This window comes from Parablautia muri (assembly GCF_009917485.1).
GTDB classification, from domain to species: domain Bacteria; phylum Bacillota; class Clostridia; order Lachnospirales; family Lachnospiraceae; genus Suilimivivens; species Suilimivivens muri.
The window spans coordinates 61012-74388 of record NZ_QZDT01000003.1 but is presented as its reverse complement, the minus strand read 5'-3'; the positions used below and the strand labels follow the sequence as shown (position 1 = coordinate 74388).

The following is a 13377-nucleotide window of genomic DNA, read 5'->3' as shown; positions in this document are numbered from 1 at the left end:
AAAGCAGAATTTTTGATATATTAACAGTAACAGACTTTCGTCAAAGGGAAGAAAGGAACGCAATTATGGAAAAAACTTTTGAACAGAACACCTATGTATTACAGGGAGATGAAGATTTAGGTACAGTGAAAATTGCAGATGATGTGGTGGCAATGATTGCAGGCCTTGCGGCAACAGAGGTAGAGGGCGTTGCAGCTATGGCAGGCAATATCAGCAACGAGCTTATGAGCAGAGTGGGTGTAAAGAGCCTTTCAAAAGGTGTTAAGGTAGAAGTTACCGGCAAGAAAGTGAAAGCAGAGCTGTCACTGATTATGGAGTACGGCTATAACATTCCATCTACTTCCCAGCGGGTACAGGGAAAAGTAAAATCAACCATAGAAAATATGACTGGTCTGGAGGTTTCGGATGTGAATATCCGTATTGCCGGTGTCAATATGCAGAAAAATGGATAAGTACAGGTAGATGCTAATGAGCAGAAGAGAAATGAGGGAGCGGCTTTTCAAGCTGCTGTTCCGTGTAGAGTTTAATCCGAAGGATGAAATGGCAGAGCAGGAAACTTTCTTTTTTGAATCAGAAGAAAATGCCGGCTCAGAGGAAGACAATGCCCAGATCAGTGAGAAATTTAATAGGATTATAGAGAAGCTGGAGGAAATTGATCAGGCCTTAAACGAAAAGGTACAGGGCTGGGATACAGGCCGTATGGGAAAGGTAGATCTGACGATTTTAAGACTGGCTGTTTATGAGGTTATCTATGATGAAAGTATCCCTACCGGCGTGGCAATTAACGAAGCGGTGGAGCTGGCTAAGAAATTTGGACAGGATTCCTCTCCTTCCTTTGTAAATGGCGTACTGGCAAAATTTGCATAAAGTATTGCCATGAGCGGCTGGTAAAGCCGTGGCATGAGGCTAAAAATGCAGAATGTTTATACAGTAGGACAGATAAATTCATACATTAAAAATATGTTCGCGCAGGATTTTTTATTACAGGAACTGTCCGTAAAGGGCGAGGTCAGTAACTGTAAATATCATTCCTCCGGACATATTTATTTTACTTTAAAGGACGAAAAAGGAACGATTTCCTGTGTGATGTTTGCCGGAAACCGCTTAGGCCTTACTTTCCGGATGGCTGAAGGAATGCAGGTAGTGGTAAAGGGCGCTATTGATGTATATGAACGGGATGGCAAGTATCAGATGTATGCCAAAAGCATAACAAGAGATGGCGCGGGAGCCCTTTTCGAACGCTTTGAACGTTTAAAACAGGAACTGCTTGAACGCGGGATGTTTGCGCCTGAGTATAAAAAACCCATACCGGAATATGTCAGGACAGTAGGTGTAGTGACAGCGCCCACAGGAGCCGCAGTCAGGGACATTATCAATATCGCATCCAGAAGAAATCCATATGTACAGATTATTTTATATCCGGCTATTGTGCAGGGTGAGTCGGCAGCGGCAAGCATCGTAGAAGGAATACATGCCTTGGAGGCAAGGCAGGTGGATGTAATGATTGTAGGACGGGGCGGCGGTTCAATTGAGGATTTATGGGCTTTTAATGAGGAAGTGGTAGCGCAGGCAGTTTTTGACTGCAGCATTCCTGTTATTTCAGCGGTAGGACATGAGACAGATACTACAATCATAGACTATGTGGCTGATTTACGTGCCCCGACCCCTTCGGCGGCGGCAGAGCTGGCCGTATATGATGTTTTTTTATTACAATCACAGCTGGAGAGCGCAAAGATTACGTTAAACCGTCAGATGCAGGGACGTCTAAGACTTGAGCGTACAAGGCTTAAGGCTGTGGAGGCCAGGCTGAAAATGAACAGCCCGGCAGGGAAAATCAGAGAGAAAAAAACTTACGCTGTGAATCTGGAAGATAGAATGACGAATGCCATGAAAAATCAGCTCATGTATAAAAGACACAGACTGGCAATTTATATAGAAAAATTAAAGGGGCTTTCCCCTCTTGATAAGCTGAATCAGGGATATTCTTATGTTTCGGACAAGGAGGGAAGAACCCTGACAGATATAAACGAGGTTGGAATCGGTGATAAGCTGCAGATTTATGTGAAAAATGGCAGGATGGAAGCGGAAGTAATTGAGAAATATCCCAAAGAGTATATTTCTCAAAAAGCATAGACTGTTCCTTCTAAAAAGTTTGTGTCTTTGTTGTATCCACAAGTTCGTTATGTACAATAAAGTAAAGGTAAACAAGTTTTACTTTGCAGAAATGAGGAAAATATGCCGGAGCAGGACGAAAAAGAATTAAAGCTTGAAGAAGCGTTTGAGAAGCTGGAGGAAGCTGTCTTAACCTTGGAGCAGGAGGATATCTCATTAGAAGAATCCTTTCAAATTTACAAAAGCGGCATGGAGCTTTTGAAAAAATGTAATCAAGCTATAGACCAGGTGGAAAAAAAGGTACTGGTGCTAAATGAGGATGGAAAAACTTATGAATTTTAAGCAACAGCTGGATGAGAAAACAAGGCATGCAGAGGATGTGTTGAAAAGATATTTGCCAGAGGAAAAGGGCTTTCAAAAGAAGGTGCTGGAAGCAATGAATTATAGCGTAATGGCCGGGGGAAAGAGGCTGCGCCCGATTCTGATGAAGGAAAGCTTTCTTTTATTTGGAGGAGAGGGAGCAGTGGTGGAGCCTTTTATGGCGGCGCTGGAAATGATACACAATTATTCTTTAGTGCATGATGATCTCCCGGCTATGGACAATGACAAATACCGCAGAGGACGTAAAACTACCTGGAATGTTTATGGAGACGGCATGGCAGTGCTGGCAGGGGATGGGCTTTTAAATTTGGCCTTTGAAAGCGCAGCATCGGCCTTTGATTTTGCCGATGATACAAAGACCATAAAGCGCGTGGCTTTGGCGCTTAAGGTTCTTGGGAAAAAAGCTGGTATTTACGGTATGATTGGGGGACAGGCAGCGGATATAGAGGCGGAGTCAGATGGCAGGGTCAGCAAGGAGCTTCTTTTCTTTATCCATGAAAACAAGACAGCTGCCCTGATTCAGGCAGCCATGATGATAGGAGCTATTTTGGCAGGCGCTGAGACAGAGGCAGTTAAGGCTGTGGAAAAAGCAGCTTACAATATAGGAATTGCCTTTCAGGTGCAGGATGATATATTAGATGTAACTGGCAGCGAAGATGTACTGGGTAAGCCTATTGGCAGTGATGAAAAGAATCACAAGCTGACCTATGTATCCCTTTATGGATTAGAGGAGGCCAAGAAAGAGGTAAGCCGTTTATCGGAGGAAGCGCTTGACATTCTCCGTTCTTTTGAAAATCAAAACGAAATTTCCGGGAATAAACTTTATAGAAATCCATTTCTTGAACAACTTGTAACGGAGCTTATTACCAGAGAAAAATAATAAGTCTGCCATAACAGAACATAAGAAAAGAAGGTAAAAAAATGCTGCTTAATCAAATTAAAGGTGTTAATGACATTCAGGATATCAATCCATCCGATTATCAGGAACTTGCACAGGAAATACGTGATTTCCTGATTGAAAAATTATCCCATACCGGCGGGCACTTGGGGTCTAATTTAGGAGCTGTGGAGCTGACGATGGCCCTTCATCTTTCCTTAAATCTCCCGGAGGATAAGTTGATTTGGGACGTGGGGCATCAGTCCTATACGCATAAGCTCCTTACAGGGAGAAAGGACGGCTTTGATAATCTGCGGAAATTCGGGGGAATGAGCGGTTTCCCTAAGAGAAAAGAAAGTGAGTGTGACTGCTTTGATACGGGACACAGTTCTACATCTATCTCGGCAGGTTTAGGGCTTGTGAAAGCGCGGGATATACAGGGAGGCACGAATACAGTGGTTTCTGTCATTGGGGACGGTTCCCTTACAGGGGGAATGGCCTATGAAGCCTTAAACAATGCAGCGAAACTGGAAACCAACTTTATTATTGTGCTCAACGACAATAATATGTCAATTTCGGAAAATGTAGGCGGCATGTCCAAATATTTAAACAATGTCAGGACAGCGGACGCTTATTTGAATATAAAGGAAGGAATATACAATACCCTGAAGGAAATGCCCAGAGGGGAAAAGGTAGTAAAAGGCATTCGCAAGGCAAAGAGCAGCTTTAAGCAGCTGGTGGTTCCGGGAATGCTTTTTGAGGATATGGGAATTACGTATTTGGGGCCTGTGGACGGTCATAATATTCCGGCTATGCTGCGGGTACTCCAGGAGGCGAAAAGGACAAGAAATGCGGTGATGGTTCATGTGATTACCCAAAAGGGAAAGGGCTTTGCCCCCGCAGAGCGCCATCCGGCAAGGTTCCATGGAGCAGAACCCTTTGATATTGAGACAGGATTACCTGCAAAGCCGAGAACTACGGCAAACTATACGGATATTTTTTCTACAGTTATGACCAAGTTAGGGGCAAGGGATGAAAAGGTGGTTGCCATCACGGCAGCTATGTTAGACGGAACCGGTTTAAAGCGGTTTCGGAATATGTATCCGGAGCGTTTGTTTGATGTGGGAATTGCGGAAGAACATGCAGTGACTTTTGCAGCAGGATTAGCGGCGGGAGGATTAAAGCCGGTGGTGGCAATTTATTCTTCTTTTTTACAGCGGGCTTATGACCAGATTTTGCACGATGTATGTATGCAAAAGCTGCCTGTGGTGTTCGCCATTGACCGTGCAGGATTAGTGGGCAGCGATGGGGAAACCCATCAGGGTGTATTTGATTTATCTTACTTATCCAGTATTCCCGATATGTGTATTATGGCGCCTAAAAATAAATGGGAGCTTTCAGATATGATGAAATTTGCTATTTCCTTTGGAGCGCCTATTGCAATCCGCTATCCCAGAGGAGAAGCTTATGCCGGGCTTAAGGAATACCGTGCGCCCATTGAAATGGGAAAATCGGAGCTTCTTTATGCAGAGGGAGAGGTTTGCCTGATGGCCTTAGGAAGTATGGTCAAGGTGGCGGAGCAGGTAAAACAACTGCTTAATGAAGCCGGATATAAATGCAGTATTATAAACGCCAGATTTGCTAAGCCTATTGATTTAGAGGCGGTAGAGTGGGCGGTCCGAAATCATAAGCTGATTGTTACGATGGAAGAAAATGTTGCAAGCGGCGGTTACGGCGAAAAGGTCAGGGACGCGGTAGATGGTTTTAAGTCAGATGGGAAGGTTTTGCAGATTGCAGTGCCTGACAGATATGTGGAACATGGCAGCGTGGAACAGTTGATGCAGGAAATTGGCATGGATGCTGATTCAATTGTGGATAGAATTAGAAAAGAAATGGAAAATGCCAGATGAAGGAGCGGCTTGATGTATTGCTTGTAAGGGAAGGACATGCCCTGTCAAGGGAAAAGGCGAAGGCGATTATTATGTCAGGAAATGTATTTGTGGACGGACAAAGGGAGGATAAGGCAGGCGCTTTCTTTGATCCGGACAAGGTACATATAGAAGTGAGGGGAAGTGCTTTAAAGTATGTCAGCAGAGGCGGACTTAAGCTGGAAAAGGCGGCAATGAAGTTTGGAATTGCCTTAGATGGAAAGGTTTGCATGGATATCGGCGCTTCCACAGGGGGGTTTACTGATTGTATGCTCCAAAATGGAGCCATGAGGGTTTATTCCGTGGATGTGGGCCATGGACAGCTTGATTGGAAGCTCAGAAACGATGAGAGAGTCATCTGCATGGAAAAGACAAATTTCAGGTATATGACACCTGATGATATTCCGGAGCAGCCGGATTTTGCTTCTATAGATGTTTCTTTTATTTCCTTGACGAAAATACTGCCTCCGGCTAAAGCGCTTTTAAAAGATATGGGGCAGATAGTCTGCCTGATTAAGCCGCAGTTTGAGGCAGGACGTGATAAGGTTGGGAAAAAAGGAGTAGTCCGGGAGCCGGAAATCCATGAAGAAGTGATAGAAAAGATTGTGGATTTCGCGGAATCTATCGGTTTTACTATTTTGAATCTGGATTATTCACCTATTAAGGGACCGGAGGGAAACATAGAGTATCTTATTTATTTACAAAAAAAGATTGAAAATCAGAAAGAAACCATAAGCGCAAACGCTGCGGATATGAAATTAGATATCAAGGAAACTGTTTTGAAGGCGCATGCAGATTTGTGCTGAAAGCTATCAATATAGATGATGGAGACTGGTATGGAGCATTTTTATGTGATAACCAATCCCACAAAGGATGCGGGCCATAAGACGGCCTATTCTATCAGGGATTATCTTGTAAGCCATGGAAAGACCTGTATGATTGATATCGGTACGGCCAAGCCGGGGCATGAGGGATACACCTACAAGGAGCAGGTAAGCGAAGATGTGGACTGCATGATTGTACTTGGAGGAGATGGGACCTTGCTGCAGGCGGCTGTAGATCTCGCCGGCAGAGATATTCCTTTTTTGGGAATTAATTTTGGAACATTGGGCTTTTTAGCAGAGGTGAACAGGACAGATGTGGAGGATGCCTTAGAAAAGTTAATTCAAAATCAGTATGAAATTGAAAAGCGGATGATGCTTTTCGGGAAAAGCTATGGAGAGCAGGGGATAAAGGATAAGGCAAGAGCGCTTAACGATATCGTCATTACCAGAAAGGGATCTCTGCAGATTATTCATTACAATGTTTATGTGAACGGACAGTTTTTACATAGGTATCATGCGGACGGTATGATTGTATCAACGCCTACCGGTTCAACGGGTTATAGCCTATCAGCAGGCGGGCCGATTGTGGAGCCTAAGGCAAGATTGATTTTGCTCTCGCCAATCTGCTCCCATTCCATGCAAAGCCGTAGTATGGTTTTGTCGCCAGAGGATACGGTGGTGGTGGAGATAGAAAGCGCCAACAGTGGAGAAGCGCAGGAGGTGGAAGCTATATTTGACGGATGCCACAAGGTTACGCTGCGCACAGGGGATAGAATAGAAATTCAGGAATCCAACAAGACGACTGGTATAGTAAAATTAAGCCAGGTGAGCTTTTTAGAAGTATTACACAGAAAAATGGGTGATTAGTGTGAGAAGTACTTCCAGCCACTCACAGCAGGGGCTGTTTCGTGGAGAAGTACTAAATCTCACACAGGAGAATGCCTAAAATACAGGCATTCTCCGCACCGATTTGAGATTCCACAAAGCGGAATCATGGAGGTTAGCGTGGAGAAAACAGGCATTCTCGTCTGGCTTTCAGTGATTGTAAAGATAAAAATATATGGAGAGGCGGTTATGAAGAAAAACAGACATCAGAAGATAAAAGAGCTGGTGGAGCAGTTTGAAATCGAAACCCAGGAGGAGTTGGCGGACCGGCTGAAGGAGGCAGGATATACTGTGACCCAGGCTACCGTGTCAAGAGATATCAGAGAGCTTAAGCTTTCCAAGGTTCCCATGGGGGATGGCAGGCAGAAATATACCATATTGGTTCACAGTGACCATTATCTAAGCGATAAATACATACGGGTTTTGAAGGATGGGTTTTTATCCATGGATATGGCCCAGAATATACTTGTGGTGAAAACCGTATCCGGTATGGCTATGGCAGTGGCTGCTGCGATAGATGCCATGAAGCTTAAGGAGATTGTAGGTTCCATTGCAGGGGACGACACCATTATGATGGCAGTCCGGACTGCTGAAGATACACAGGCAGTTATGGATAAAATCCGTAATGTGCTTGAGGAGTAAACGTTGACAGGTTCTTATGGACTTTGCAGCACGATGCAGGGTTTCTGACTGAACTGTAACGGGTAACCGGCCATGCGCTTGAGAGAAGGGGCGTAAGGAGGAAATGTATGCTTGAAAGTTTACATGTGAAAAATCTGGCGCTGATTGACGAACAGGAGATAACCTTTACGGAAGGGATGAATATCTTGACCGGTGAAACCGGTGCAGGTAAGTCTGTTTTGATAGGCTCTATTAACCTGGCATTAGGGGCTAAAGCAGGAAAAGATTATATCCGCACTGGCGCCGAGTATGCGCTGGTGGAGTTGATTTTTTCTTTAAATGACCAGCAGAGGGAGAGAGTGAGGGAAATGGACTTACCTCTTGAAAATGATGGTACATTGATTTTACAGAGAAAAATTACGGCAGGACGCAGTATCTGCCGGGCTAATGGGGAAAGTATCAGTGCAGGACAATTAAAAAATCTGGCAGGGTGCCTTTTGGATATGTATGGCCAGCATGAGCATCAGTCATTGCTAAAACCTGCTGCGTATAAAAAACTGCTGGACGATTACATTGGCGAAAAAGTGGTTAAAATGAAAGCCGATTTGAAAGACAAACTGGCGGAATATAGGAAATATGAGGAAGAACTGGAAAACCAAAATTCTGACGAAGCGGTGCGGATAAGAGAAGCAAAGCTTCTTACTTTTGAGATTGAAGAAATTGAAGATGCCGCATTAAATCCGGAGGAGGACGAACAGGTAGAGAAAAGATACCGCAAGCTGGTAAATGCAAAAAGAATGAAGGAAACGGTCTATGCAGTTCACGGTCTTACCGGGTATGAAAATGAAGGAAGTGCAGGACTTGTAGTGGGTCATGCGCTCAGAGAAATCAAAACCTTAAATGATTTTGATGAAGATATTGTTCCTTTGATTGGACAGCTTACGGATATTGATGATTTGCTCAATGACTTTAACCGCGCCATGGCGCAGTATGAGGACAGCCTTGAATTTGACGAGGAAGAGTTTGTGCAATTGGAGGAGCGGCTTAATACGCTGAACCATTTGAAGGATAAATATGGAGATACAATCGCATCCATTTTGAAGGTGCAGGAGGCAAAGCAGCAGGCGCTTGATAAGTTAAACAATTACGAGGCATATATGAGTGTGCTTCGGGAAAAAATAGATAAGCAAAAGCTGGAGATTCTTGCTTTATGTGAGGAGATTTCAAAATTAAGAAAAAAAGCAGCCGGTCCACTTACCAAAAAGCTAAAAGCCGCTATGATTGATTTAAATTTCCTGGATGTGGAATTTACCATATCGGTAGAGGAGCAGAACGAGGACTTTTCGGCAGATGGTTATGACAGGGTAGAATTTTTGATATCAACGAACCCCGGAGAGGCGTTGCGTCCCTTATGGCAGATTGCCAGCGGAGGCGAGCTCTCCCGCATTATGCTTGCCTTTAAAACGGTATTTGCGGATAAGGATGAAACGGATACCTTGGTTTTTGATGAAATTGATACGGGAATCAGCGGGAAAACGGCCTGGAAAGTTTCGGAAAAATTGGGAAGACTTTCAAGGAACCATCAGATTATCTGCATTACACATTTGGCGCAGATTGCCGCTATGGCAGACACTCATTTTATGATTGAAAAAAATATTATAAAAGACCGAACTGTTACAAGCATACGGGAAATTACGGCAGATGAAAGTCTGGGTGAGCTGGCGAGACTTTTAGGGAGCGGAAAGCTGACGGAAGCGGTTTTAAGCAATGCCCGTGAAATGCAGGAGACGGCGCGGAAAGTGAAGGAAGTGTGAAAAGAATACCTGGCGCTCATTCTCCACACAATGCTTGTGCCGCAAGCGGCATGTTGGAAAGTTTGAAAGCGAATTTTTCAGATAGTAACATTTGGAAGTAAAAAAATTAAAAATATAAAGTAAAATTTTGAGTTTTTCACATACTAAAAAAGGCATACAAGGCTGTATGTCTTTTTTTATTACAATAAGCCGGCTCGCAGAGCGCGGCGGCATTTGTTACAATTCGGCAGCCCGCGAAGGGGGCTGACATTTTTCAAAGGCCTGTTTATAAAGAAGCAGGTACTCTGTAACAGTTTGGCTTATCTGAACTGTTACAGCGCTTTATTTTGAGATAAAGGATGTGAAGACTTGAATACACATTTAGCTGGAAGTTTAAAAGAAGCAGAGAACAGCAGGATTTGGATTTACAAAAAAATTTTATATGTCATGTTAATCGTTGGTGTGTTGTCCGTGATGCTGTCCATATATTATTTTATGTGGCTTAGCGTTCCCTCTACGATTATGCTTAAAGTTGGGATGGATCAGGAACTGAATTTTAAGGTACCTGCCAGCGGCGAGCTCTATAAAGAAGCGGTGGAGGTAAGCGGAACTGCCAGCACGAATAAAGTCCGGGAGGGCGGCAGCCTTCATATTGATTTGGGACGTCCTGTTACCTTAAAGGCAAATCAGATTGACCAATATAAGCTTCAACTTAAACTGTTTGGCATTATACCATTAAAAGAGGTTGATGTTGAAGTCATTCAGGACATTCAGCTAAAGCCTTCCGGAATCCCCATAGGCATCTACGTGAAAACCCAGGGCGTTTTGGTGGTAGGGATTGGAGAATTTGAAGGAGAAGGAGGCCAAAGCGTTAATCCGGGAAAGCATGTTTTTCAGGTGGGAGACTATATATTAGAGATTAATGATGATGAGGTCGAAAGCAAGAAAGAGCTGATTGAAAAAATTAAGTACAGTGAAGGACAGGAGCTGGTATTTAAGGTGCAGCGGGGGGACATGTTGCTTGATGTAAAAGCTCGCCCTGAATTAAATCAAAATGGTGAATATAAGATGGGAATCTGGGTCAGGGACAATGCACAAGGTGTTGGCACCATGACCTATATTGATGAAAACGGATGCTTTGGAGCTTTAGGGCATGGTATCAATGATGTGGATACCAGCACTTTGATGACGCTAAAAGCCGGAACACTTTACCATACGGAAATCATTGGTATTACCAGAGGGGCCAGCGGATCTCCGGGAGAATTGACGGGTTATATCGAATATGACGATAGTAACGTTATGGGTGATATTACAGACAATACTGCTCGGGGAATTTTTGGCGTCTGTATTCCGGAGATTGCAGATGATGATACCTATGATTATCTTCCCTTGGGATTGAAGCAGGAGATAAAAAAAGGACCGGCGCAAATTATCTGCTCTCTTGGAAATGGCACCAGAGTTTATGATGTGGAGATAACAGATATTAATCTGGAGAATGACAATATCAATCGTGGAATTGTTCTCAAAATTACAGATCCTGATTTGCTTACGGTAACAGGCGGAATTGTGCAGGGAATGAGTGGAAGCCCGATTATTCAGGATGACAAATTAGTCGGGGCAGTTACACATGTTCTGGTTCAGGACCCTACCAAAGGATATGGAATTTTTATTGAGGAAATGCTGGTACATTGATTCCCACAAAGAGCAAACCAAGTGAGTATGCTCATACAAGAAAACCGGATGCATCAGCTTAAGTTACGCCACATTTTTGCAAAAAGTGTGGCGTAAACACCACTGTGCGTGAAAATGGTGTTGAGGAAGATGGAAAAAAGAAACATACTATACATGAGTATAGAAAGACGTGTGTGAAAGCTATCATACACGTAGAATTTTATGATGAGAAAGGTGGTTACATATGGAAAAAACAAGAAAGCTTGGACAGACAGATATGACGATAACAGCAATCGGATATGGATGCATGGGACAGACACACTCGTATGGTGTGGTGGAGGCAGAAAAGGATATGATATCTCTCATGCGGTATGCCCATGAGGTAGGATATACCTTTTTCGATACGGCGCCAATTTACGGGGAAGCAAATGAACGGTATCTTGGAAAGGCGGTTGCTCCTTTCCGTAAGGAGGTAGTGATTGCTACAAAATTTGGCATTGTGGATGAATCTTTCTTCACAGGAAATGAGGATGCTTTGAACAGCAGTCGTGATTCCATACGGCAGCAGGTGGACGCATCTTTAAAAAGGCTTGGGACGGATTATATTGACTTATACTACCAGCATCGCATTGACCCAAAGACAGAGCCGGAGGAAGTGGCACAAACAATGGCAGAGCTGATAAAGGCCGGAAAAATCCGGGCATGGGGCGTTTCTTTTGCACCAGAAGAATATATTCGAAGGGCGCACAGCGTATGTAAAATTTCCGCAATTGAAAACATGTATTCCTTTGTGGCAAGGCAGGATGAGGGAACATACTTCCCGCTCTGTGAAGAACTTGGAATTACCTATGTGTCAGCCTGCCCTCTTGCGAAAGGTTATCTCAGCAACCGCTATGCTGCCGGAACAAAATATCGTGAAGGCGACTGGCGGGCGGATATGAACCTGTTTCAGAAAGAAGGAATTGATCATAATCGTGCCCTGATGGATTTGATTACGGAATTTGCGGAAAGAAAGCAGGCTACACCGGCACAGATTGCGCTTGCCTGGGAGATTACGAAAAAACCGTATCTGGTTCCGATACCGGGAACAACCAAAAGGGACCGCGTGAAAGAGAATTTTGAAGCAGTGACAGTGGAACTGACAGAAAGCGAAATGTCAGAGATAGAGGAAGCATTGTCCCATATGGATATTGTGGGTATGAGCCGAGGCTGATAAAGAGAAGTAAGAACGGTTGCTTATGAAGCATGGATTTGATATACTATATCATATCAAACATGAATACGCAGGAGGAATTATGGAACTAAGAGTTCTCCGGTATTTTCTGACCGTAGTGAGGGAGGAAAGTATTACAAAAGCAGCAGAAATTCTTCATATTACACAGCCTACCTTGAGCCGCCAGCTATCCCAGATGGAGGAGGAGACAGGAGTTAAGCTGTTTCACAGAGGGGCCAGAAAAATCACATTGACAAGTGAAGGGCTTTTGCTTCGCCGCAGGGCAGAAGAAATACTACAGCTTGTTGATAAGACAGAGAGAGAACTGGTCCAGCAGGAAGAACAGGTGGAGGGAAAAATAACGATAGGTTGCGGTGAAATTGCGTCCGTTGAGCTGCTTCCGGATTTGTTTGCATCCTTCCGTCAAAAATACCCGCGTGTTACCTTTGACATTTACACGGCCACTGCTGATCATGTAAAAGAACAAATGGATAAGGGATTAGTTGATATCGGACTGCTTCTTGAGCCGGTGGATATGGAAAAATATGACTTTATCCGTCTGAATCAAAAAGAAAGATGGGTTGTCCTTATGCGGCCGGATGATCCATTAGCGGAGAAAGAATTTATTACGGCAGAGGACTTGGAAGAATTACCGCTTATCCTTCCGCGCCGGATGCGGGTACAGGGGGAACTTGCCAGCTGGTTTGGTGATTATTATGAGAAGCTTCATGTGCCATTTACCAGTAACCTAAGTTCTAATGCAGCAATCATGGTATATGGGGGACTGGCCTATGCTTTGGTGATCGAAGGGCTGATGCTGTTTTGGGATCAGGCAAGGCTTACATACCGTCCCCTTTATCCGGGACTGGGTTCGACCAGCGTGCTTGCGTGGAAGCATAGTCAGCCCTTTGGTCTGGCGGTAACAAAATTTATCTCGCACATCAAATCTCTTTTGAACATGAGTAAGTCATCAAATCTGAATATTTGATGTTGTCAGTATTGATTTAAAATGTAGTTAGTACAAACTAACTTCCGGCCGCGGAAATAGAATGAAGCGTTAAAAACACTGACT

At 43.9% G+C, this 13377-nt stretch carries 13 protein-coding genes; all 13 read left to right on the top strand.

What is annotated here, in order from left to right:
- Positions 1-65: 65 nt before the first annotated feature.
- Positions 66-452 carry an Asp23/Gls24 family envelope stress response protein gene (locus D5281_RS03520; RefSeq protein WP_160558770.1) on the top strand — a complete coding sequence of 129 codons (387 nt, stop codon included), beginning with the start codon at positions 66-68 and terminating at the stop codon, positions 450-452.
- A gap of 16 nt (positions 453-468) precedes the next feature.
- A complete protein-coding gene (gene nusB / locus D5281_RS03515) occupies positions 469-867 on the top strand; it encodes a transcription antitermination factor NusB (RefSeq protein ID WP_160558769.1) in 399 nt (132 codons plus the stop codon).
- Between the two features lie 45 nt (positions 868-912).
- The gene (gene xseA / locus D5281_RS03510) at positions 913-2133 is read left to right on the top strand and encodes an exodeoxyribonuclease VII large subunit (protein WP_160558768.1); all 1221 of its coding nucleotides are present in this window, start codon (positions 913-915) and stop codon (positions 2131-2133) included.
- A 102-nt stretch (positions 2134-2235) separates the two neighbouring features.
- Positions 2236-2454, top strand: coding sequence for an exodeoxyribonuclease VII small subunit (gene xseB / locus D5281_RS03505; protein ID WP_160558767.1), 219 nt, complete (start codon positions 2236-2238; stop codon positions 2452-2454).
- On the top strand, positions 2444-3373 hold the full coding sequence (locus D5281_RS03500) for a polyprenyl synthetase family protein (protein WP_160558766.1): 930 nt from the start codon (positions 2444-2446) through the stop codon (positions 3371-3373). The genes xseB and D5281_RS03500 overlap by 11 nt, the downstream gene beginning before the upstream one ends.
- 41 nt (positions 3374-3414) lie before the next feature.
- Positions 3415-5280, top strand: coding sequence for a 1-deoxy-D-xylulose-5-phosphate synthase (dxs, locus tag D5281_RS03495; protein ID WP_160558765.1), 1866 nt, complete (start codon positions 3415-3417; stop codon positions 5278-5280).
- Positions 5277-6104 (top strand): TlyA family RNA methyltransferase, encoded by an 828-nt coding sequence (locus tag D5281_RS03490; protein ID WP_160558764.1) that lies wholly within the window; start codon positions 5277-5279, stop codon positions 6102-6104. Before dxs ends, D5281_RS03490 begins: the two co-directional genes overlap by 4 nt.
- A gap of 30 nt (positions 6105-6134) precedes the next feature.
- Positions 6135-6989: an NAD(+)/NADH kinase gene (locus D5281_RS03485; protein ID WP_160558763.1), complete on the top strand. Its 855-nt coding sequence runs from the start codon at positions 6135-6137 to the stop codon at positions 6987-6989.
- A gap of 207 nt (positions 6990-7196) precedes the next feature.
- Positions 7197-7649, top strand: a complete 453-nt coding sequence (argR, locus tag D5281_RS03480; RefSeq protein ID WP_160558858.1) for an arginine repressor — start codon at positions 7197-7199, stop codon at positions 7647-7649.
- 107 nt (positions 7650-7756) lie between these two features.
- On the top strand, positions 7757-9442 hold the full coding sequence (recN, locus tag D5281_RS03475) for a DNA repair protein RecN (protein WP_160558762.1): 1686 nt from the start codon (positions 7757-7759) through the stop codon (positions 9440-9442).
- Positions 9443-9790: 348 nt separating this feature from the next.
- On the top strand, positions 9791-11113 hold the full coding sequence (spoIVB, locus tag D5281_RS03470) for a SpoIVB peptidase (protein ID WP_277935148.1): 1323 nt from the start codon (positions 9791-9793) through the stop codon (positions 11111-11113).
- 223 nt (positions 11114-11336) lie between these two features.
- Entirely contained in the window at positions 11337-12305 is a 969-nt protein-coding gene (locus D5281_RS03465; RefSeq protein ID WP_160558761.1) for an aldo/keto reductase, read from the top strand.
- An 82-nt stretch (positions 12306-12387) separates the two neighbouring features.
- Entirely contained in the window at positions 12388-13293 is a 906-nt protein-coding gene (locus tag D5281_RS03460; RefSeq protein WP_160558760.1) for a LysR family transcriptional regulator, read from the top strand.
- Positions 13294-13377 lie beyond the last annotated feature (84 nt).